The organism is Stenotrophomonas acidaminiphila (assembly GCF_014109845.1).
Lineage (GTDB): Bacteria > Pseudomonadota > Gammaproteobacteria > Xanthomonadales > Xanthomonadaceae > Stenotrophomonas > Stenotrophomonas acidaminiphila.
In genome coordinates this window covers 2556567-2577389 of record NZ_CP043567.1, presented here as the reverse complement: position 1 = coordinate 2577389, position 20823 = coordinate 2556567, and the positions used below count along the sequence as shown (strand labels likewise).

Genomic DNA, 20823 nt, shown 5'->3' with positions numbered 1-20823 from the left:
CGATGCAGTCCCTTCCATATGAATGCAAGCGGCTGCAGACTGCGTCACGGCAACTGCGTCTTGGCAAAACGGTCTCCTGGAATGGCAGGCGCATCCTCTCGATGCAATGCGAGCGCGCAGTCCAACAGTGGCAGTACCTCATTCCATGGCAGCTTCCTGTCACGTGCTGCCAGCAGCGCCCTTCCTACTTCCACCACGTCACCAGGTTCCTGGACGCGAAGCAAAAAAGCCGCGCGTGTGTCTGCCTGTGCATGCGCGGAGTGATCCTGGTGATTGTATGCATGGAACTCCTGGATGGCACCGGGAGCTTCGACCGAAATTCCGGCAGCCGCACACTTGCGAGTACCGCTTGATTCCTCGCGGTTCACATGGCCCTCGGCATAGCTATCCTGAAGCGTATGCAGAAGCGATCCGAATGCAACATCATCGACACTGCGTCGCAGACCGCCACTGGCACCCTGAGTAAAAAGGTCAAGCACCCGCCATTCGGTATGTCCAAACGCAGCCTGGATGGTCGGGTTGTCGATCTCCTTCAGACGCGTGTCAAGGTTGTATTCCCCTTGCGCCGTCCGCCAGGTGAACTCGAACCACCCCATCACCCGGGCCTTGGTGTCGCGCGCCAGTTCGCCGTCTCGAGTTGCCATCGCATGCAGGAACTGCAGGTCACCGAAGTGGGTTCGATACAGCATCGCGTCGCCCGGGCCGTACTGCTTGCCCCGGGAAGCCCCCTTGCTCGCATCCATGAAGAGCGTTGCCCAGCACGTCGGCTGGGTCTCAAAACGGATGGTTTCCGAAACCTTGCACTTTGTTCCGCTCGCCTGGCTGGCAGTCATGCGGAACGGCGGATCATCGTTCCAACGGACACCGGCGAGCACGGGTACTGGGGCAGTCAGCGCGGCCGCGCCAGCACAGACTTTGCGATCTCCATCACACCCGTATATGCGATTGGTGATCTCCTCATGGACGGGTTCTGTGAAGGCGTACAGCGACCATTGCGCGATGAGTCGCTCCATGTCGATCATGAAACTCGACGAGATACCTGCCAGACGCCGCTCTCCCTGCGTCGACTGCGTAGCCAATTTATGCGCGGCAGCGGGAAGTGTCGTCAGCACCGCAGCCAGGGAAGCACTCAATGCAAGAAAGGCCAGCTTTTTCATCAGAATCTCCCCTTATCCAAACTTCTGATTGGCAGGCCGCATGCCTGCGACATGACGACAAGTAGCTGAGCCAGCGCCGACCCGGCAACCACTCCAAGCGTAAGGAAAGCTGAATTTAGATTTCCCCCTGGACGCAAGGCGCCAGAAACTGGCCATGGCCCTTACCGACTTTCTGGAAAGAGGCCAGAATCATCCTCACGGATTGCCCGCATTTTCATTACTCATCGGCGCACCTGCTCAACATGGGGCAGCGATCACAGCCATGCCCATGTCAGCCTGGGATTGCCGGCTGCTTTATCCCTCCGATCATAATAAACCAAAATCATAATGATGATTATAGAGCCCCCCCCCAGCATGTTCGGGCCAGGTATCAGCACTTCTTGTCTGGGGGAATAGAAAAAGCATAGACGCAGCAGGTCCGGCACGCTGGGCACGGCACGACGCGGCCCGGGATGCAGCCGTCTGAACCGCATCCCGGGGACATTTCTCAGAATGCGGTGGACAGGCGCGTCATCCAGTCCGGCAGGTGGTCCAGGGCGAAGGCCTCGATCCGACGGTCCCAGCCGCTGAGGATCAGGCCGCCGACCAATAACAGGAGGATGCCCAGCAGCTGTTTGCCGCGGCTGCCGGCGCCCATCAGCCGGCCACGCCAGCGGTCCAGGGCGCCGCGTGCGGCGAAGGCGATGACCAGCAGCACGCTGGCGATGCCCAGGCCGAACGCCGCCATCACCAGCAAGGCCGCGCCCAGGCTCTGGCCTGCCGCCGCCAGCGCGATGGCCGCCCCCAGCGTCGGGCCGACGCAGGGAGCCCACACCACGCCCAGCAGCATCCCGACCAGGGCCTGGCCCCACAGCCCTCCCCGCGCATCGAATGCAAGCTGGGTTCGGCCCGCCCAGTTCGCCAACGGCGTGGCGGCGCGGGTCAGCAGGCGCTGCAACGGCGGCAGCAGCAACACCAGTCCGGCCAGGCACAGGATCACCGCGCCCGCAGCGCGTACGGCCAGGGTGTCGATGCCCAGCGACTGCCCGAAGACCGCCACCACGAAGCCGGTGCCGGTGAACGCCAGCACCAGGCCGGCCGACAGCGCCAGCGGTGCCAGGCGGTGCCGCTGCGCCGCCGACGACAGCACGATCGGCACCAGCGGCAACACGCAGGGGGAAAGGATGGTCAAGGCACCGGCCACATAGGCCAGTACCGGATTCAAACCCAGGCTCATGCGGTGGCGGCCTCAGGCACCGGGTAGGGTCGAGCGCAGCACCGGCGCGACCCGGGCCACGTCGCTCTCGTGCGCCACGCGGCCGGTTTCACGCTTGCCATGGAATCCGATCAGGGTCGACTGCATGGTCGCGCCGAACTTCTGCCACAGCGGCTTCTGGGTATCGAAATCGATGCGCAGCACCAGCAGGTCGCGATACGCCGGATCGGCGGTGATCTGCTTGATCGCCTTCTCCTGCTCGCGGCACACCGGGCACCACGGCGCGTGCACCCAGACGAGGATCGGCTGGTTGGCCGCCTGCGCCTGGTCGAATGTCATCTGGTCATAGGCCCGGATCGCCACGCTGGGCGTCATCGCCATGGCCATGGCCGGGGATGCGGCCGGCGGGTCGGCCGCCAGTGCGCTGGCGGCGGGAACGCCGGCAGCGGCGAGGACGACGACGGCAAGCAGGGAACGGAAGCAATGCATTGGAATCTCCAGTGGGTAGGTGGATATCCATTCGCGCGATGCGTGCCGCTGGTTACACGCCACCGCAACTGCGCGCTCCTGCGTTCATGCCGTGCGCGCCGGCGGCCGGCGCCCCTCCAGCATCGGGCCGTTCCGGTCTGGCGATGGGCGGAACCAGCGAGCGCCGCGGCATCCGCCGGGCCAATGCCCTGCCGCCATCGAGGTGGGTCCGGCGCCGCCCCGGGCGCGGCTCACCAGCGCAGCAGGCGCGGCCCCAGCAGTGCGCCGGCGGCGGTGGGCAGCGACAGTCCCAGCACGTACCACACCGCCCAGAACGGCGCGTCCATCTCCGGGCAGTGCAGGCAGTAGACGAGGGTTGCCGCGGCCCCCGCCAGCAACCCCGCTGAGGCGCCGGCAAGCCGCAGCCGCGTCGGCGCCAGTCCACGCACCGCCCAGAACGTCGTGCCCATCAGCGGCAGCGAGAGCAAGGCGATGCTGAAGGCGCAACTGCGCCAACTGCGCCCCATGAGCATCGCCAGGCGCTCGTCGCCCGAGGCCAGCCACAGCACCGCCGCCGCCCCACCCCACAGCAGCAGCAGCGGAACCCCCAGCCCCGACCATGCCGCCGCGACCGCCTGCCCCGGGCGTGACAGCCGCAGCGTCACACACAGCGCACCGCAGAACATCGCCAATGCAAATACCGCTTTGGCCCAGAACATGGGCTGGATGGACGCCTCCGCGAGGTCGGGGCGCAGCCCAAAGCCCACCAGCAGCAGGCCCAGCGACATCAACAGGCCCAATGGCAGGGCCAGGCCGAACCGGCGCGCGGCCGCATGCCGTTGCACCGGCATGGGATCACTGGCCAGCAGGTCGATCAGCTCATGGGTTTTCATGCTGCACTCCGTATTTTCAAGGCCAGCGCCTTCAGGCCGCGGTGGATGCCTACTTTCACCGCCGACTCGGACATGCCGGTCAGGCGTGCGGTTTCGCTGACCGACAGGCCGCCGAGCTTGACGTGCAGGATCGGCAGGCGATGCCGGTCGGGCAGCGCCTCCAGCAGCTGGCCGATATCGTGCCGCGCCTGGGTCGATTCGGTGTCGGCGGCCGCGAACACGTCCTGCGCCGCCTCCAGCGGCAGGTTCAGCGCTTCGCGCCGGTGGTGACTGCGATGGAAGTCCATGAGTTTGTAGCGGGCGATGGCATAGACCCACGCAGTCAGCGGCTGGCCGCTGCGGTAGGTGTGGCGGCTGTTGTGGATGGCCAGCAGGGTCTCCTGCAGGATGTCCTCGACGTCATCCGGCGACCCACCCAGCCGGCGCCGCAGGAAGGCACGCAGGCGTGCGCTCAGTTCATCCAGGAAGCACCGATAGGCGTCGGGATCGCCTCCCAGGCCGGCTTCGAACAGCACGCGCAGCGCAGACTCGACCGGATCGGCCATGGCTGCAGATCCGGCCCCCGTGGCGGAGATGGCGGCGGTCATCGTGTGCACTCCCCTGCGGCCGATCACGCGCAGGCGCGCAGCGAGGATGCCATGGCGTCGCATCGCCCGGGGCAGGCGCATGCACACGGCATGGCAGCAAGGGTGTTGTATGGCAAAGCGTCGGTCATCTTCATGATTTCGCTGCGCAGGCCATCCCGGTTACAACCATTGTGTTGCTGTTGGCCGCGGTTCATCCCTGCATCACGCACGACGAGCCGGGAACCCGCCCCTGCCATCTATCGCATGGGGCCGTACTTCCAGGCCGGCTGATGCCCACGCCCAAGCCATGCATTGACGGCGACCGAGGCTGCATTGGCGGCCGTGGTACCGACGCCCCCTGTACGCGCTCTTCCCCCTTCCCGCCTTGATGGAATTGCCGCCCGTGGCACTCGCCGGACCAAGGCGCCATAGGTCCGCGGCATCGCCCGTACCTGCCGGCATGGGCGAAATGAGGGTTGCCAGCGCCAACACCATGGGCCAGCCGGTCCGTCTGCTGGAACAGCGTGCCGCTGGCGACCGTACCACCGCAGCGGCTCGCCAGCATGCCGCTACCGTCAACGGCGGACACCCAGGCCCGGGGGGCAGGGGCAAAGCCGACCCCGCCCCCGGTTTTCACTTCGCCCGGCGACGCGCGGGCGTACGTTGGCCGCAGCACCCCGAGAGGCTGGATCATGAACCCGCTGACTGCCGCACTGGAGTCCGTCTTCGCGCAATGCGCACCCCGGCTTGTGGACATCTACGAGGACCTGCACCGACATCCGGAATTGTCGATGCAGGAGCATCGCACCGCCGGCATCGCCGCCGACCACCTCGAACGCCTCGGCTATGCCGTCACCCGCGGCGTGGGCGTCACCGGCGTGGTGGGCGTGCTGCGCAATGGCGACGGCCCCACGGTGATGCTGCGTGCCGACATGGACGCGCTGCCCATGGCCGAGCAGACCGGCCTGCCCTACGCCAGCACCGCCACGGCTATCGATGGCGACGGGCAGACCGTCAACGTGGCGCACTCCTGCGGCCATGACCTGCATGTGACCTGGTTGATGGGGGCCGCACAGGTGCTTGCCGGGGCGCGTGACGCATGGCGCGGCACGGTGATGGCCGTGTTCCAGCCTGGCGAGGAGACCGCGCAGGGGGCCAGTGCGATGGTCGGCGACTGGGAGCGCCTCGGCCTGCCGCATGCCGACGTGGTGCTGGGCCAGCATGTGATGGTGGGCATGGCCGGTACGGTGCGCTATCGGCCCGGGGTCATCCTGTCTGCAGCCGACAGCCTGAAGGTGAAGCTGTTCGGGCGCGGTTCGCACGGCTCGCAGCCGCAGACCGCGGTGGATCCGGTGGTGATGGCCGCGGCCACGGTGATGCGCCTGCAGACCATCGTCTCGCGCGAGGTGTCGCCACTGGACAGCGCGGTGCTCACCATCGGTTCGCTGCAGGCCGGCACCAAGGAGAACATCATTCCGGACGATGCCACCCTCAAGCTCAACATGCGTACCTATGACGAGGCGGTGCGCTCGCACCTGCTGCAGGCGGTCAGGCGCATCTGCTGCGCCGAGTGCGATGCCTCCGGCGCGCCGCGGCCGCCGGAATTCACCACGCTCAGCAGCTACCCGATGACCGACAACGACCGCGATGCCACCGCGCGCGTGGCCGCGGCGTTCCATGCCCAGTTCGGCGAGGACGCGCGCGAAGGAAAGCCGATGTCCGCCAGCGAGGATTTCAGCGTGTTCGGCCGCACCTGGGGCGTGCCCTATGTGTTCTGGTTCGTTGGCGGCACCGACCCTTCGGCCTATGCCAGGGCGCAGGCCGAAGGCGCCCTCAACACGCTGCCAAGCAACCATTCGCCGCGCTTCGCGCCGGTGCTCGAGCCGACCCTGAAGGTCGGGCTGCAGGCCATGCTCAGCGCGGCGGCGGCATGGCTGTGCGTGGCCGCCAGCACCCCACGGGATGCGGCCGCCTGACAGCCGGAAGTACCTGGGCCGGCGTCACCGGAGATGACGCCGGGCGAGCGGATGGGCGTGGATCAGCAGACGCCATTGGATGCGGCCGCGCCGGGCGATCCACAACGTGGCGACGCCGGCACCGGGGCGAACCCGTTCGACGCCGCGCGGCACGATGGCTTCCACCGCGCCGACGATCTCCACAAAGGTGGCAGCGGATGCAAAGCGACGGATCCCCCCGCTTCCAGCAGACCACGCAAGGTACGCACCGCCCCCCCTGGCGGCCAGGCATTAGCGTCGAACCGCGCACCTGCGCCGGGTTGAGAGAGACCGCCCGGGCGCGCGACGGCCCGGCGGCATGCGCATCGGCCGGGCAAGGGGGGCACGGCTGTCGTGCCCCGGCCCACCCCGGCGACCGGGCCGGGCGGTGTCAGCCGGCCAGGGTGGCGTTGTCGATCACGAAGCGGTACTTCACGTCGCCGGCCAGCATGCGCTCGTAGGCGGCGTTGATGCCGTCGGCGGCGATCAGTTCGATGTCGGCGACGATGCCGTGCTCGGCGCAGAAATCGAGCATCTCCTGGGTCTCGGGGATGCCGCCGATCATCGACCCGGCCAGGGTACGGCGCTGGGTGATCAGGTTGAATACGTTCGGCGAGGGATGCGGGGTGGCCGGCGCGCCGACCAGCACCATGGCACCGTCACGACGCAGCAGTGCCAGGAAGGCATCGAGGTCATGCGGTGCGGCTACCGTATTGACGATCAGGTCGAAACTGCCGGCGTGGGCCGCCATCGCATCGCGGTCGCGCGAAACCACCACCTCGTCGGCGCCCAGCGCCAGCGCCGCCTCGCGCTTGGACTCGGACGTGGTGAAGGCGACCACGCGCGCACCCAGCGCATGGGCCAGCTTGATGCCCATGTGGCCCAGGCCGCCGATGCCGACGACGCCGACCTTGCGCCCGGGGCCGGCGTGCCAGTGGCGCAGCGGCGACCAGGTGGTGATGCCGGCGCACAGCAGCGGTGCCACCGCGGCCAGCTGTGCCTCCGGGTGGCGGATGCGCAGCACGTAGCGCTGGTGGACAACGATGCGCTGCGAGTAGCCACCCAGCGTCCAGCCCGGGGCGTCGGCGGTCTTGCCGTTGTAGGTGCCGACCATGCCGTGGCAGTAGTTCTCCAGGCCGTCGGCACAGTCATCGCAATGGCGGCAGCTGTCGACGATGCAGCCCACGCCGACCAGGTCGCCCGGCGCGAAGCCGGTTACCTCGGCGCCGACGGCCGAGACGCGGCCGACGATTTCATGGCCGGGTACGCAGGGGAAGTGGGTGCCATGCCATTCGGCGCGCACCTGGTGCAGGTCGGAGTGGCAGATGCCGCAGTAGGCGATCTCGATCTGGACATCGTGCGCGCCCGGCGCACGCCGGGTGATGTCCAGCGGCTCCAGGGGGCGGTCGCCGGCGTGGGCGCCATAGGCTTTGACGGTCTGGGTCATGTCGACTGTATCCGGGTGGGAGGTGATGCATTCTGCACCGTCTGGACCGCAATGATCGGCCGCTGGGTGCTTCTGCCGCCATCGGCTTTTCCAACTGATCAGGCTGGCCTCAATGACGCCCCGGCAGGCCTGGACGCCATGACCTGCCGCGGTTCTGCAGCGCGGCGCGCGAACACGGCCTCCGCCTGCCCGCCGCACGGTCCTGTGCGTGCCGCGGTCCGCGTCCGGGCAGGCGAAGAAGGCTTGCGCTCAGCCCACCATCAACGACCACGGGATTTCCGAACCCTTGAAGGTGTAGCGGAACCCTTCGCGGTCGATCTGCCTCGCCAGGTTGCCTTCATCATCGGCCAGGGTACTGATCTCCATCAGCGTGCCGGCCGCCACAGGCGCGTTCCTGGCGGGAACGCCCATGGTCCTGATGTCGGCCAACTCCGTGGCGATGCGCCTGACCGGACGGCACTCTTGTCCCGGCCCCATCAAATAGAGTTGAACACCTTTCACGGCTGGATTTCCTCATGATCGCTTTCACCCAGGAATGCACCATTTTGCCTGCGTGGAGTGAAGCCGTTGCCTGCATGGCGCCATCACCGCGTGAAACCCGGAAGCCGGTCGCGAAGATACGCACCGCTCTACACCTCCCTTCGTCAATGCCAGCGGCAACGTAGCCGCTGCTGGCCTGCATGCTGCCCGATGCCAACCGCCGCTCTCGCGAGCGCGCACCTTGGCGGCGTACTCCCTTGTGCAGAACCGCACCCGTGCCGTGCACAGGTCCATCACAGGCCTGCTGCACGGTGTTGACTCCCCGGCAGCCACGATGGTGCCCGGAGCACTTCCGCTCCGCGTGGAGAATCGACATGGATACCCGCAAGATGAAGCACCTCCTGCTCATGGGCATCGTTGCCGCCGCCAGCGCGGGTGCCATCGCCACCGTCCATGCCCACCCCCCTGCGCACGGCATGCAGGAGCACGCATCGGCGCAGCCCGGCAGCGACACCTGGATCACCACCAAGGTCAAGGCCGATCTGCTTGCCACCAAGGACATCCCCGGCATGGCGATCAAGGTCGAGACCGTCAATGGCGTCGTCTCGCTGAGCGGCGACGTGGACAGCAGGGCCGAAGCGGACCGGGCCGTCGCCATCGCCAAGGGGATCAAGGGCGTCAGCCACGTGAACAACCGGCTGATGGTCCGCGCCGGCAAGTAATCCCGTCGGGCCGCGCGTGGACGCGCGCGGCCTGGTGTGCCGGCACGGCATGTCGGCCACCGGTGCCGGATCCTGGCGTGGCCGCGTCGCGTCCATTGCGCGTACCGACCCCGCTTTGGCAGCAGGCAGCGTCCCCGCCATTGAAACAGCGGCAGGTGTTCGTCAACCGCGGGCCGCCCCGGGGCCGTGCACCCGGCGGGCCGACCAGGCCGGCCACCGCTCGCGGGGGGCCTAGAGTCACACTGCGGTCCGGATCCGCGGCACGCATGACGCCTCGTCACGCCTCCCGCTTCGGCGGCTTGCGCCCGCCCCGGCAGGCTGCGACATGGGCCAGATCCTGGTGGATCCGGTCGACGTCGCCCCAGGGATGGCGCCTCATCCGCGTCATGCGTCGCGGTGCCGAGATGATGTCGTAGGCGTCGCCCCGCCGTACCCTGGCCAGCTCTTCCCAGCGCAGCGGCATCGCCACCGGCGCGCCCGGCCGGGCACGCAACGAGAACGACGCCACGCTGGTAGCGCCGCGGCCATTGCGCAGGTAGTCGATGAAGATGCGCCCGGTGCGCAGGCGCTTGCTCGCGGTGGCCACGTACGCCAGTGGATCGGCCGCCGCCATGGATTCGGCCAACGTGCGCGCGAATGCCTTCACCTGCGGCCACGGACATGCCGGTCGCAGCGGCACCACCACGTGCAGGCCCTTGCCACCGGACGTGCGCACGAAGGACGTGAGGCCGACTCCGCGCAGGCGCCTGCGCACCTGTCGCGCCGCCGCGATCACCCGTGCCCAGGGCACGCCAGCGCCAGGATCGAGATCGAACACCATGCGGTCGGCCTGGTCGGGCGTATCGGCGCGTGCGCCCCAGGGATGGAACTCAAGCGCGTTGAACTGCACCAGTTCGAACAGCCCCGCCGCATCGCGCACCACGATGTAGTCGGCGTTGGCACCGTTCTGCTCCTCTATCGGGACCGCGGCTACATGTTGCATGCCGGCCGGCAGGTGCTTCTGGAAGAAACATGGCCGCCCGGCCCCCTGCGGGCAACGCACGATGGACAGCGGCCGGCCCGCGATCTCCGGCAGCAGCCACGGCAGCATGGTGCGGTAGTAGGCGAACACATCCTGCTTGCGAATGCCGGCGTCCGGATACACCACGCGGCCGGGGCTGGTCAGCGCCGTGGGCCCGGCCTTGGCGGCGGACGACGCGTTTTGTCGTGTACCTGGCATGCCTCTATCCCCGGTTGGATCCGGCTCCGTCGCACCCAGCACGGCCACGCTCATGCCGGCCCACAGGGTCCTGAACCACACCTGCCGCATCAGGCCGGGATCGCCGGCGCCAATGAGGGAACGCCTCAATCTGCAGCTGGTTTCACCCCTGCATCCCGTCCTGCAGGGCGTCCGAGGAACCGGAGCCAGCGTGCGCCTTTCGCGAGTCCGCAGTTCCAGGCGCTGCACCAATGCTCCCCACATCTACGGACTGAAACCGGTGCGCACTTCGGCAGCATAGCGCCAGTCCCCTGCGGTCCGCCGGCGCGGCCTGCGACAAGGCAGGCAACCGCCGGCTTCCGATCACCTGTTCGGGCCACGGCTACCAGCAGGCCTCGTGGACCCGATTGTCCCAGTGGCTGGAAAGTGCGAACCCCCGCTTCAGCCCTGCTTTGCGGTAGGCCATCGCGCGCCCTTTGCGCGCCGTGGCACAGGCGTCGTCCACGGGGCGGACATTGCGCCTGGCCGGCGCCGTGCGGCGGGACCGCGGCTCGGCACGCATGGCCGTCCGTGGCACCCTGGAAGGACCTGCCGCCAGCGGCAGGCGCGGCACGGTCCAGGCCTTGGCGGGCGGCCCGGCGCATGGCAGCGACTGGTAGGCCACCTGGCCGCCATCGACGCACTTGAACACCTGCCGGGGTGCCACGTGCGGCGTCCCGGCCATCGCCAGCAGAAGCAGGAATCCAACTGTCGCCATCATCGACTCCGTTCAGCCTGTCCCGGCCCCATCATCCATGGACGCCAGCGGCGGGAAACATCAGTGGCAAGCCCCGTCCGCGGGTGATCTCGATGCCCGGCTCAATGTCGGACAAGCACCACGTGCGCACGTGAAGATTTTTTTTTACAAATGGCTTGCTCGGCCCGAAAAGCCGGGCTATCATTTCTTTCTCGGCAACAACGCAACAACGGGGCCATAGCTCAGCTGGGAGAGCGCCTGCATGGCATGCAGGAGGTCAGCGGTTCGATCCCGCTTGGCTCCACCAAATCCGGACATTAGGCCGTCCGGAAAGCCGAATAAAACTTGATGAAGTTTACGCGTCCCCATCGTCTAGAGGCCTAGGACATCACCCTTTCACGGTGGCGACCGGGGTTCGAATCCCCGTGGGGACGCCATTCATCGAAAACAAAGACCCCGGTTTCACAAGGGTCTTTTTTGTTGGAGACATTGCCCTGCCCAACAGGCAATGAGGAAGAGAAAAAGCTTCCACTCCGACGAAGAGTCCGGTAATATTCCGCGCTCGAAAATTTGGATACGGGGCCATAGCTCAGCTGGGAGAGCGCCTGCATGGCATGCAGGAGGTCAGCGGTTCGATCCCGCTTGGCTCCACCAAATCCGGACATTAGGCCGTTCGGATTGAATGACAACGAAGCATACGCGTCCCCATCGTCTAGAGGCCTAGGACATCACCCTTTCACGGTGGCGACCGGGGTTCGAATCCCCGTGGGGACGCCAATTCAAGGAAGCTCTGCCCAGGCAGGGCTTTTTTGTTGCCCGGCAAAAGGCAGCCCGCGCCTGACCCGGCACGCAGCCTGGCTCACTGCGGCCTCAGGGCCTTGGCCAGGGCCTGACGCAGGTCGCTTCCGGTATAGGGTTTGGTCAGCTTCACGCCGGCATCGAATATCCCGGGCAGCCGCGAAGCGTCCATCCCGGTCGCGACCAGGAACGGGATGCCGCGCCCGGCGAGCACCTCGGCAACCGGCGTACTGTCTTCGTCATCGGCGAGGCAGAAATCGAGGAACGCCAGCTGCGGATACAGCGCATCGATCATGCCCAGCGCGGACCGCACGGTTTCGGCCACGCCCACGACGTGCAGTCCCTCGCGCTCGAGCTGCAACTGCAGCAGCGTCGCATTCAAGTCGTCGTTCTCCACGATCATCACACGCATGGAGTGCAGCACATCCATCGCCATCCCTTGCTCACGGATCACAGGAGTATAGCCACACGGGCCCCGGGGTACTTCGCGAAAAACCACCGCCAAGGCCTGCCCAACCCCCAGCCCCTCCGTTATACTTGCGCCCCTGCCAGCCGAAGTGGCGGAATCGGTAGACGCAGCGGACTCAAAATCCGCCGCCCTTAAAAGCGTGTGGGTTCGAGTCCCACCTTCGGCACCAGCACAGCAAAGGCCAGGCAGCGATGCCTGGCCTTTTTGCGTTGGCCGGTCATTCCCGCTGGACGAGCGTCGCAGACGAAGGCCCCGGGCAACGGGGCCTCCTCGCTGCGATCTTCGTGGCGGTCAGCACCTGATCAATTGCGGCGTGCGCGAGCGAATGCCTCGGCCAGCGCGTTGTTGGCCGGCGGTGCGGAACTGCCCGGACGCGCGCCCCGCGACGGTTCGCCACGCCCACCATCGCGGCGCCCCGTCGTGCCCCGCCCCGCACCCTGCTCCACGCCCTTGTCGGCGCGCCTGGCCGGTGCCGGGCTGTCGTCCAGGCGTCGGGTCAACGCGATGCGCTTGCGCGCGACATCGACCTCCAGCACCTTCACCTTGACGATATCGCCGGCCTTGACCACGTCGCGCGGGTCCTTGACGAAGGTGTCCGACAGCGCGGAGATGTGGATCAGGCCGTCCTGGTGCACGCCGATGTCGACGAACGCACCGAAGGCGGCCACGTTGCTGACCACCCCTTCCAGCACCATGCCCTCGCGCAGGTCCTTGATGTCTTCCACGCCGTCGGCGAAACGCGCCGCCTTGAACTCGGGACGCGGATCGCGGCCGGGCTTTTCGAGTTCCTTCAGGATGTCGCGCACGGTCGGCACGCCGAAGGTCTCGTCGGTGAACTGCTCGGCCTTGAGCCCGCGCAGGAAGCTGCCGTCGCCCAGCAGTGTCTTGATCGGCCGCTGCGCCGCGGCCACGATGCGCTCGACCACCGGATAGGCTTCCGGGTGCACGGCCGAGGCATCCAGCGGCTCGTCGCCATCGGCGATGCGCAGGAAGCCGGCGCATTGTTCGAAGGTCTTGTCGCCCAGGCGCGGCACCTTGAGCAGGTCGCGGCGGCGCCGGAACGGGCCGTTCTCGTCGCGATGGCGGACGATGTTCTCGGCCACCGTCGACGACAGGCCCGACACCCGCGACAACAGCGCGGCCGAAGCGGTGTTGACGAACACGCCCACCGCGTTGACGCAGTCCTCCACGCGCGCGTCCAGCGCCTTGGCCAGGCGGAACTGGTCGACGTCGTGCTGGTACTGGCCAACGCCGATCGCCTTGGGTTCGATCTTGACCAGCTCGGCCAGCGGATCCTGCAGGCGCCGCGCGATCGATACCGCCCCACGCAGCGACACGTCGAGGCCCGGGAATTCACGGGCCGCGAGTTCCGACGCCGAGTACACCGAGGCGCCGGCCTCGCTGACCACGACCTTCTGCAGCTTCGGGTTGTCGCAGGCCTTGATGACCTCGCCGGCGAGCTTGTCGGTTTCGCGGCTGGCGGTGCCGTTGCCGATGGCGATCAGTTCGACGTTGTGCCGGGCGCACAGCAGCCTGAGCGTCTGCAGCGATTGTTCCCACTGGCGCCTGGGCTCGTGCGGATAGATCGTCTCGGTCGCGAGCAGCTTGCCGGTGGCATCGACCACGGCGACCTTGCAGCCGGTGCGGATGCCCGGGTCCAGCCCGAGCACGGTCCTGGGACCGGCCGGCGCGGCCAGCAGCAGGTCCTTGAGGTTGTCGCCGAACACCGCGATGGCTTCGGCCTCGGCCTTCTCGCGGGCCTGGTTGAACAGGTCCAGCAGCAGGTGCATGTGCAGCTTCGCACGCCAGGTCAGGCGACAGGCGTCCAGCAGCCAGCGGTCCGCGGCGCGGCCCTGGTCGGCGACACCGGCACTGCGCGCTACCCGTCCCTCGGCGTACTGGTGGCCGGCGTCGGCATCGCTGCCGGGGTCCAGTTCAAGGAACAGGATTTCCTCGCGGCGCGCGCGGAACAGCGCCAGCAGGCGGTGCGAGGGAATCTTCGCCAGCGACTCGGCATGCTCGAAGTAATCGCGGTACTTGGCGCCTTCGGTTTCCTTGCCTTCGGCGACGCGGGCACGGATCAGCCCGACCTCGCCCAGCCACTGGCGCAGCTCGCCGACCAGCGCCGCGTCCTCGCCCCAGCGCTCCATCAGGATAGCGCGCGCGCCTTCCAGCGCGGCCTTGGCATCGGCCACGCCCTTGTCGGCATCGACGAAACCGGCGGCGAAGGCCTGCGGATCCCGGGTCGGGTCGCCGAGCAGGCCGTCGGCCAGCGGTTCCAGCCCGGCTTCGCGGGCGATCTGCGCGCGGGTGCGGCGCTTGGGCTTGTACGGCAGGTACAGGTCCTCCAGCCGCGACTTGGTGTCGGCAGCCAGGATCTCGTTGCGCAGTTCGTCGCTCAGCTTGCCCTGTTCCCCGATGCTGGCGAGCACCGCCGCACGGCGGTCTTCCAGTTCGCGCAGATAGGTCAGGCGCACTTCCAGGTTGCGCAGCTGGGTGTCGTCCAGGCCGCCGGTGACTTCCTTGCGGTAGCGGGCGATGAACGGAACGCTGGCGCCTTCATCGAGCAGCGCGATGGCGGCCTTGGCCTGTGCGGGCTGGGCGCCGATCTCGTCGGCGATGGTCTGCGCGATCTGCTGCGCGAGCTTGCTGTCTTGCATGGATTCCAGGGGCTACCGCTACTCGGGAAGCCCGCATTCTGGCAGCGCGTCCCGGGAGGGGAAAGCCATTGACAGCCCGGCCCGGGGTTGCTCGCACCACTGCCGGGAGACGGCCGGCGCAGCTGCCGGCGCGCCTAGCCGAGGTGCCGGCTGAGGCGCTGGAAGGCGATGTCGTCGCGCAGGCTTTCCAGCACCATCACCCGCATCCTGCCCTTGCCGCTGACGTCCATCACCCGCTCCACGTAGATTTCCGGGCCAGCGTCGGTGTCCCTGCGGGTCTTGCTGAAGCCATAGGGCACCACGCCCTTTTCGCCATCCTTGCTGCCACCGATATAAAGAACGACTGCCATGGTGACCAGTACTCCTGTTGCGTCTGTAACGGGACCACTCTAGGTGGGCGGGCGTTACCAGGATGTACAAAAAAGGTTGATGCTCCATGACCGGCCGGTTGCGCGCCGGAGACAGCAGCGGCGACCGCTTCAGTAAACGCCCGGCCACCAGCCGCGCCCCTGCAATGCATAGCGGTCGGCCGCGCGCTCGAAGGGATTGCGGACGTTGACCCCACCGCATGCCAGGTAGACCGGCAGGAACAAGGGCCCCAGCACCATGTACTGGAACACGTGCGCACGCTCATGGTCGCCGAGGCGGACCTGCGGATGGCGGCAGCGGCCGGCGCGGTGTTCGTAGGTCGTGCAGGGCACGTCGAGGGTGTCGCCGGTATGCAGGATTACCATGCCCAGGGTGATCGCACCGCCCGGCCCCCACGGCCAACGATGGAACACCAGCGCGCAGTCGCGCCGGTTCCAGCGCGGCCTGGCCCCCGCCGGGACGCCCGCCAGCCCCGCGGCCAGGCCAAGCAGGGTGTTGGGCGCCGTCCACAGCGCGCCCAGCAGGCGCGCCAGGCGCAGGCCCCATGCCGCAACGCGGCCACGTGGGCCCGCGGTTGCGGTGGACGGGCGGTGCATTCGAACCGTCAACCGCCACGCAGCCGCAGCAGCTGCTGGCGGAACCACGGCGCGGCGTCCTGCTCGGCACGGCCCGGGCACGCCACCCGGTAGGGCTTGCCGCTGATGCTGCTGCGGCTGGCGGCACGCTCGATGAACTGTTCGGCGCTGTCGGCCAGGCCGCGCTTGAGCAGGTAGTCGTACTTGCGCTGCAGGTGGCTGCGCGCTTCGGCCGCATCGTGCCAGCTGCCGTTGCGCTGGAAGCGGCAGCCCGAATCCTCCAGTGCCTGCATCAATCCACCGATCTCGGCGCGGGCGGCGGCGCCGGGCGCGGCGTGCAGCGCGGCCGGGACCATCGCCAGCCCCAGGAGCGCCGCCAGGCGGATGCCGCGGGTCATGTGCGCTCGCTCAGCCAGCCATGGATGGCGCTGGGCACTTCGCGCTGCGCCCGTGCCGAGACATAGATGCCGATATGGCCGCCGCGGAAACCCAGTTCCGTGTAGTCGTCGCTGCCGGTACGTCCGCGCAGTGCCCTGGACGCCGCCGGCGGCACCAGGTGGTCCTGCTCGGCGTAGATGTTGAGCACCGGCATCCGCAGGTTGTCCAGGTCCACCGCCTCGGCACCGATGCGGATGCCGCCATGCATCAGCCCATTGGCCTGGTAGAACTGCTTGACGAACTCGCGGAACGCTTCGCCGGCCAGGTCGGGCGAGTCGAAGATCCACTTCTCCATGCGCAGGAAATCCTCCAGCGCCTGCCGGTCGTCCAGGATGTCCACCAGCCCCACGTACTTCTGCACATTGAGCCGGAACGGCTTGAGCATCAGGTAACTGGCGTTCATCAGGTCGGCCGGGACATTGCCCAGCGTATCGACGAACAGATCCACGTCGACGTGCCGCGCCCAGTGCGAGAGCATGTTGTCCGGGGTGTGGAAATCCACCGGCGTGACCATGGTCACCAGGTTGCGCACCTTGTGCGGGCGCAGCGCGGCGTAGCACAGCGAGAACACCCCGCCCTGGCAGATGCCCAGCAGGCTGGGCGCCCCGCCATGCAGCACATGCAGGTGGTCGACGGCGCCGTCGAGGTAGCGCAGCAGGTAGTCCTCCAGGGTCAGGAAACGCTCGGAGCGATCCGGGTAGCCCCAGTCCAGCACGTACACGTCCTGGCCGGCGGCGAGCAGTTTCTGCACCAGCGAGCGGCCGTCCTGCAGGTCCACCATGTACGGCCGGTTGACCAGCGCGTAGACGATCAGCAGCGGCGGCTGCCCGGACGGCGCCCCGGTACCGACGAAGCGGTACAGCGTGACCTTGCCGTCGCTCCACACCGGCTGGCGTTCGGTGACGCCATAGTCGACGTCCTCCATGCCCGGCAGCAGCTTCAGTCCATCGGCCAGCTTGCGCTGCAGCTGCAGAGTCTCCTGCAGCAGGTCGTCCATGCCGAACCCGAGCGGCCCCTTCATGGCTTGCCCCCGCGCCGCGACGCGGCCGGGCGGGACGCGGCCCTGGGCGCGCGGGTGCGGCCGGGCGCGGCCGCCTTTTTCGCCTTCGTTGCCGCTGCGGGCCGGTTCTTCGGCGCGCTGTCGCCGCCGTGCGCGGCCTTCGCCTTCGTCTTCGCCTTGGCCTTCGCTGGTGCCGGGGCGGGCGCGGCGCTGGCGGCGGCCATGCGCCGCATCCAGCGCTCCAGTTCGGCGATGCGGCGATGGGCGGCATCCATCTCGGTGCGCGTCGGCACCCCCATCAGCTCGCAGGCGCGCTCGAGTTCATGCTGGGTCGCGGCACGCAGGCGCATCTGGGTGTTGGCCAGATCGGCGTAGATGCGCTGGAAATCCTCGGACATGGCCACCGTGGCATAGGCCTCTTCTGCGGCATCGATCCACAGGTCGAACATCGCGCGGGCACTGGTGAGCTGGCTGCCGGGTGCCTCGTGCTCGGCCAGCTTGGCCTCGAAGCGATGGAAGGCGTCATCCAGCACGCCGCGGATGGAGCCGACATAGGCCTCCATGCGTGCCTGGTGCTCCTGCTGCGCACGCAGCAAGGCCTGCCAGCGCGCCTGGTGCTCGCGGGCCGGGCCGAAGGTCGGCGCGTTCAGCCAGCCGCCCTCGCCATGGCCGGACTGCAACGCATGGACGAAATCGCGTATCCAGGGCTGGTCGCCGAGCGCGTTGCCACCGCGGGCCGCGTCGAGCATCCAGCGCACCATGGCGTCGCCCTGCCCCTCCACGGCGTCGCGCCAGGCGCCGGCGACTTCGGCGGCACTGCTGTCGCGGCCGGCGAAACGGGCCGCGACCTGCTGCATCGTGCCCAGCCAGTCACCGGCCTGCTGCTGGAAGCGGGCGCCGAGTTCGTGCACCTGCGGCGCGGCACCGGTGCTGACCAGCCGCGTCCACTGCGCGATGCCCTCCTGCCAGGGGAAGGCGTCAGGCGCGCCCGCGCCGCCCTGGCCCACGGCCTGCTGCCATGCCTCCCAGGCGCGCTTCAGGCCGGCGTCGAAACCCGTGCTGTCGTTGTCGTCGGCCACTGCCGCTGCCCTGCTCCGCCGTTGTCGCGACGATGATAGCAACGCGGCCGCGCCGCGGCGGTCAGGGCTTGGGAATATGCAGGGTCTTGCTGATCATCAGCGAACCGGACAACGCGAACAGCAGCACCAGCGGATGCAGCTGCCACGGCCCCAGTTGCCAGACGCCGCCCCACAGGTTGGCGCCGATCGCGCCGAAATGGGCCGCCACCGCCAGCACGACCACCAGCGCCAGGCTGGTGGGGATCGGGGTTCCCTCGAAGTACGGGACCTTGTCCGAGTCGCCGGCGATTTCCTCGGCGGTGACGTTGTAGCGCGCCAGCCGGCTGACGCCGCAGCAGACGAAGTAGCTCAGCACCAGCCAGTCCCAGCCGCCCTGCATGCCGCAGGCGTAGGCCAGCGCGGCGGGCGCGACGCCGAAGGAGATCACGTCGGCCAGCGAATCCAGTTCGCGCCCCAGGGTGGAGGACGACTGCCGCCAGCGGGCGATGCGGCCATCGAGCGCATCGAACACGAACGCCAGCGGGATCAGCGCCATGCCGAACAGCAGGAAGCCGCGCTGGCCGTCCTGCAGGAAGCGCATCGCCGCGAACACCGCGCCGGTGCCGCAGAAGGCGTTGCCAAGCGTGAACCAGTCCGCGAGCCGGAACTCGCGCAGCATCGAGAAGTGACGTTTCATGGGGACTCGCCGGACATGTACCGGGACAGGTTACCGCGAGCGCCCTCTACCGCGACAGCGCCGCGGGCACCGCCGCCCCGCTTGCGCTGGCACAACGGCGATCGCCATCATCGGCCCTGGACCCGCCGCCGCCACGTCCGCCCACGCCTGAACGGACGACGACGATGCTGGACATCCCCACCCTGGCCGCACAGTTGCGGCATCCCCATGGCGCCGCCGCAGTGGCCGTGGCCGAATCGATGAACCGCAGCAATGGCGCGCTGAACCGCGCCGCGATCGCATTGCTGGCAGTCCAGGCCAACGCGCACATCCTGGAAATCGGCCCCGGCAACGCGGCCTTTGTCCCGCTGCTGCTCGCCGCACCCGGCAGCCGCTACCTCGGCATCGAACTGTCCAGCGAGATGGTCCGCGCCGGCAACGCGCTCCTGCGCCGGAACGGGCTCGCCGGGCGCGCACGGCTGCAGGCCGGCGATGCGCAGGCGCTTGCCGTGGGCAACGCCCGCTTCGATGCCGCACTGGCCGTGAACACCCTGTACTTCTGGCCGGACCTGCCCGGCGTCCTGGCGCGGCTGGCCGCGGCGCTGCGCCCCGGGGGCCGGCTGTGCCTGGCCTTCGGCGATGCCGCGTTCATGCGCGGCCTGCCCTTCACCGCCCACGGCTTCCACCTGTACGAACGGGCCCAGGTCGAGCACGCGCTGCGCGCCAGCGGCTTCCCGGCCTGGATCCACCAGGCCCACGCCGAGACCGGCACCAGCAACGACGGCCGCCGGGTCGACAAGCAGTTCCACCTGCTGCTGGCCCGGCGCGGCTGATGCTTACAGGCGGCTGTAGCTCCAGGACTGCATGCGGCCGTCGCGGTACGGCATCACCCCGTGGAACGGCCGCGGATCGGCATCGAACACCAGCGGCAGGAAATGGCGGTCGCCCTCCCACAGCGGCAGCGATTCGAGCCGGTCCACCGGCACCCATTCCAGCGTGCCCTCGGGGTTGGACTGCAGCGGCGTGCCGGTCCAGTCGTCGATCACGAACACGAAGGCGAACCAGTCTTCGCCGTGCTTGCCGAAGCCCGGCCAGCTCAGGGTGCCGCGCAGGCGGGTGGTGCCGCATTCGATCCCGGCTTCCTCGCGGATCTCGCGGTGCATGCATGCCAGCGCGTCTTCCTCCGGCTCCATCTTGCCGCCCAACCCGTTGTACTTGCCCAGGTGCATGTCGCCGGGACGGGTATTGCGATGGATCATCAGGGCCTGGGTGCCGTCCCTGGACATCACGTATCCCAGGGTGGCGAGAATCGGGGTATAGGGCATCGGAATCGGGGCGCGCTGCGAAAACGCGCAGTATGACCGATCGCCCCGCCACGCGAATGCGGCGCCGGGAACGGGACGGCCGGCACCGGCATCGCCCGCGCGTGCGCCGGGCTCACATCAGCACACCGGCCTCGTCGAGCCGGCGCAGGGTGGCCACGCCATGCCCGCGCTCGGCCAGGTATTCCAGCCATTTGCCGAGGAAGGTATTCATGCGCAGGCGGTGGCTGACCAGTTCGTCCGCGGGGGGATACATGCCGATCACGTCCTGCCAGCGCCGGCCGACATAGCAGTGGGTGGTCTCCACCTGCCTCGCATCGCGGTACAGGCGCACGTAGGCCGACGGATCGGGCTCGCCGGTCAGGGGGTCGAGGATGCCATAGGTCATGCGCAGCTCGACCGTGTAGCGGTGGCACTCGATCACGTCCAGGTACAGGTCCAGGCCGTCGCCGATCGATGAGGCATAGCGCCCCTCATGCAGGTGGTCCGGCGCGAACAGCCGCATCAGGTGCTGGTAGTTTTCCGCGTACAGCCCCATCAGCCAGCCAAGGCGGCCAAGCCGGGGAATGCGATCGACGCGGGAAAGAGCCTGGTTCATGGAG

General features: G+C 68.3%; 22 protein-coding genes and 5 tRNA genes. 8 read left to right on the top strand and 19 right to left on the bottom strand.

All coding sequences use genetic code 11. From position 1 onward, the window contains the following. Window positions 1-44 precede the first annotated feature (44 nt). From F0P95_RS11810 to F0P95_RS11790, 5 genes are all read right to left on the bottom strand, one after another. Entirely contained in the window at window positions 45-1157 is a 1113-nt protein-coding gene (locus tag F0P95_RS11810) for a hypothetical protein (RefSeq protein ID WP_182334387.1), read from the bottom strand. Between the two features lie 487 nt (window positions 1158-1644). Continuing rightward, window positions 1645-2373: a cytochrome c biogenesis CcdA family protein gene (locus tag F0P95_RS11805; protein ID WP_182334386.1), complete on the bottom strand. Its 729-nt coding sequence runs from the start codon at window positions 2371-2373 to the stop codon at window positions 1645-1647. 12 nt (window positions 2374-2385) lie between these two features. Then, complete coding sequence (locus tag F0P95_RS11800) at window positions 2386-2841, bottom strand: thioredoxin family protein (RefSeq protein WP_182334385.1); 456 nt, start codon at window positions 2839-2841, stop codon at window positions 2386-2388. A gap of 230 nt (window positions 2842-3071) precedes the next feature. Continuing rightward, the gene (locus tag F0P95_RS11795; protein ID WP_182334384.1) at window positions 3072-3713 is read right to left on the bottom strand and encodes a DUF1109 domain-containing protein; all 642 of its coding nucleotides are present in this window, start codon (window positions 3711-3713) and stop codon (window positions 3072-3074) included. Next, window positions 3710-4258, bottom strand: coding sequence for a sigma-70 family RNA polymerase sigma factor (locus tag F0P95_RS11790; RefSeq protein WP_198422004.1), 549 nt, complete (start codon window positions 4256-4258; stop codon window positions 3710-3712). Before F0P95_RS11790 ends, F0P95_RS11795 begins: the two co-directional genes overlap by 4 nt. A 713-nt stretch (window positions 4259-4971) precedes the next feature. On the opposite strand from F0P95_RS11790, the gene F0P95_RS11785 reads away from it, so the two are divergent. Then, window positions 4972-6255 carry an amidohydrolase gene (locus tag F0P95_RS11785; protein WP_182334382.1) on the top strand — a complete coding sequence of 428 codons (1284 nt, stop codon included), beginning with the start codon at window positions 4972-4974 and terminating at the stop codon, window positions 6253-6255. A gap of 24 nt (window positions 6256-6279) precedes the next feature. Here the strand turns inward: F0P95_RS11785 and F0P95_RS11780 are convergent, their stop codons facing one another. The 3 genes from F0P95_RS11780 to F0P95_RS11770 all read right to left on the bottom strand — a co-directional run bounded on the left by F0P95_RS11780 (window position 6280) and on the right by F0P95_RS11770 (window position 8221). Continuing rightward, window positions 6280-6438: a hypothetical protein gene (locus F0P95_RS11780; protein WP_182334381.1), complete on the bottom strand. Its 159-nt coding sequence runs from the start codon at window positions 6436-6438 to the stop codon at window positions 6280-6282. A 226-nt stretch (window positions 6439-6664) separates the two neighbouring features. Continuing rightward, window positions 6665-7720, bottom strand: coding sequence for an NAD(P)-dependent alcohol dehydrogenase (locus F0P95_RS11775; RefSeq protein ID WP_182334380.1), 1056 nt, complete (start codon window positions 7718-7720; stop codon window positions 6665-6667). Window positions 7721-7969: 249 nt separating this feature from the next. Beyond that, window positions 7970-8221, bottom strand: coding sequence for a hypothetical protein (locus tag F0P95_RS11770; protein WP_182334379.1), 252 nt, complete (start codon window positions 8219-8221; stop codon window positions 7970-7972). Window positions 8222-8607: 386 nt separating this feature from the next. Between F0P95_RS11770 and F0P95_RS11765 the strand changes: the two genes are divergently transcribed. Beyond that, a complete protein-coding gene (locus F0P95_RS11765) occupies window positions 8608-8922 on the top strand; it encodes a BON domain-containing protein (protein ID WP_425515934.1) in 315 nt (104 codons plus the stop codon). Window positions 8923-9199: 277 nt separating this feature from the next. Here F0P95_RS11765 and ligD read toward each other — a convergent pair whose 3' ends face one another. Next, a complete protein-coding gene (gene ligD, locus F0P95_RS11760) occupies window positions 9200-10195 on the bottom strand; it encodes a non-homologous end-joining DNA ligase (RefSeq protein ID WP_182334377.1) in 996 nt (331 codons plus the stop codon). A gap of 892 nt (window positions 10196-11087) precedes the next feature. Here ligD and F0P95_RS11755 point away from each other — a divergent pair. The 4 genes from F0P95_RS11755 to F0P95_RS11740 all read left to right on the top strand — a co-directional run bounded on the left by F0P95_RS11755 (window position 11088) and on the right by F0P95_RS11740 (window position 11633). Beyond that, a tRNA-Ala gene (locus F0P95_RS11755) sits at window positions 11088-11163 on the top strand. Window positions 11164-11217: 54 nt separating this feature from the next. After that, window positions 11218-11293: transfer RNA gene (locus tag F0P95_RS11750), tRNA-Glu, on the top strand. Window positions 11294-11434: 141 nt separating this feature from the next. Continuing rightward, a tRNA-Ala gene (locus tag F0P95_RS11745) sits at window positions 11435-11510 on the top strand. A gap of 47 nt (window positions 11511-11557) precedes the next feature. Further along, window positions 11558-11633: transfer RNA gene (locus F0P95_RS11740), tRNA-Glu, on the top strand. Between the two features lie 82 nt (window positions 11634-11715). On the opposite strand, the gene F0P95_RS11735 is transcribed toward F0P95_RS11740, so the two are convergent. Continuing rightward, window positions 11716-12084, bottom strand: a complete 369-nt coding sequence (locus F0P95_RS11735; protein WP_182334376.1) for a response regulator — start codon at window positions 12082-12084, stop codon at window positions 11716-11718. 121 nt (window positions 12085-12205) lie between these two features. Between F0P95_RS11735 and F0P95_RS11730 the strand changes: the two genes are divergently transcribed. Beyond that, a tRNA-Leu gene (locus F0P95_RS11730) sits at window positions 12206-12292 on the top strand. 133 nt (window positions 12293-12425) lie between these two features. On the opposite strand, the gene F0P95_RS11725 is transcribed toward F0P95_RS11730, so the two are convergent. The 7 genes from F0P95_RS11725 to F0P95_RS11695 all read right to left on the bottom strand — a co-directional run bounded on the left by F0P95_RS11725 (window position 12426) and on the right by F0P95_RS11695 (window position 18920). Next, window positions 12426-14783: a Tex family protein gene (locus tag F0P95_RS11725; protein ID WP_182334375.1), complete on the bottom strand. Its 2358-nt coding sequence runs from the start codon at window positions 14781-14783 to the stop codon at window positions 12426-12428. A 134-nt stretch (window positions 14784-14917) separates the two neighbouring features. Further along, complete coding sequence (locus F0P95_RS11720) at window positions 14918-15133, bottom strand: hypothetical protein (RefSeq protein ID WP_182334374.1); 216 nt, start codon at window positions 15131-15133, stop codon at window positions 14918-14920. 129 nt (window positions 15134-15262) lie between these two features. Beyond that, window positions 15263-15748, bottom strand: a complete 486-nt coding sequence (locus F0P95_RS11715; protein ID WP_232528678.1) for a hypothetical protein — start codon at window positions 15746-15748, stop codon at window positions 15263-15265. Window positions 15749-15756: 8 nt separating this feature from the next. Next, on the bottom strand, window positions 15757-16125 hold the full coding sequence (locus F0P95_RS11710; RefSeq protein ID WP_425515862.1) for a YfeK family protein: 369 nt from the start codon (window positions 16123-16125) through the stop codon (window positions 15757-15759). Next, entirely contained in the window at window positions 16122-17186 is a 1065-nt protein-coding gene (locus tag F0P95_RS11705; protein WP_182334373.1) for a class III poly(R)-hydroxyalkanoic acid synthase subunit PhaC, read from the bottom strand. Before F0P95_RS11705 ends, F0P95_RS11710 begins: the two co-directional genes overlap by 4 nt. After that, on the bottom strand, window positions 17183-18244 hold the full coding sequence (gene phaE, locus F0P95_RS11700; RefSeq protein ID WP_182334372.1) for a class III poly(R)-hydroxyalkanoic acid synthase subunit PhaE: 1062 nt from the start codon (window positions 18242-18244) through the stop codon (window positions 17183-17185). The genes F0P95_RS11705 and phaE overlap by 4 nt, the downstream gene beginning before the upstream one ends. Before the next feature lie 61 nt (window positions 18245-18305). Beyond that, window positions 18306-18920, bottom strand: coding sequence for a CDP-alcohol phosphatidyltransferase family protein (locus F0P95_RS11695; protein ID WP_182334371.1), 615 nt, complete (start codon window positions 18918-18920; stop codon window positions 18306-18308). A gap of 164 nt (window positions 18921-19084) precedes the next feature. Between F0P95_RS11695 and F0P95_RS11690 the strand changes: the two genes are divergently transcribed. Continuing rightward, window positions 19085-19732 (top strand): class I SAM-dependent methyltransferase, encoded by a 648-nt coding sequence (locus F0P95_RS11690; protein WP_182334370.1) that lies wholly within the window; start codon window positions 19085-19087, stop codon window positions 19730-19732. A 3-nt stretch (window positions 19733-19735) separates the two neighbouring features. On the opposite strand, the gene F0P95_RS11685 is transcribed toward F0P95_RS11690, so the two are convergent. Both F0P95_RS11685 and F0P95_RS11680 read right to left on the bottom strand, forming a co-directional pair. Further along, the gene (locus F0P95_RS11685; RefSeq protein WP_054665390.1) at window positions 19736-20224 is read right to left on the bottom strand and encodes an NUDIX hydrolase; all 489 of its coding nucleotides are present in this window, start codon (window positions 20222-20224) and stop codon (window positions 19736-19738) included. 112 nt (window positions 20225-20336) lie between these two features. Further along, window positions 20337-20819: a DUF1249 domain-containing protein gene (locus F0P95_RS11680; RefSeq protein ID WP_182334369.1), complete on the bottom strand. Its 483-nt coding sequence runs from the start codon at window positions 20817-20819 to the stop codon at window positions 20337-20339. Window positions 20820-20823: the final 4 nt, after the last annotated feature.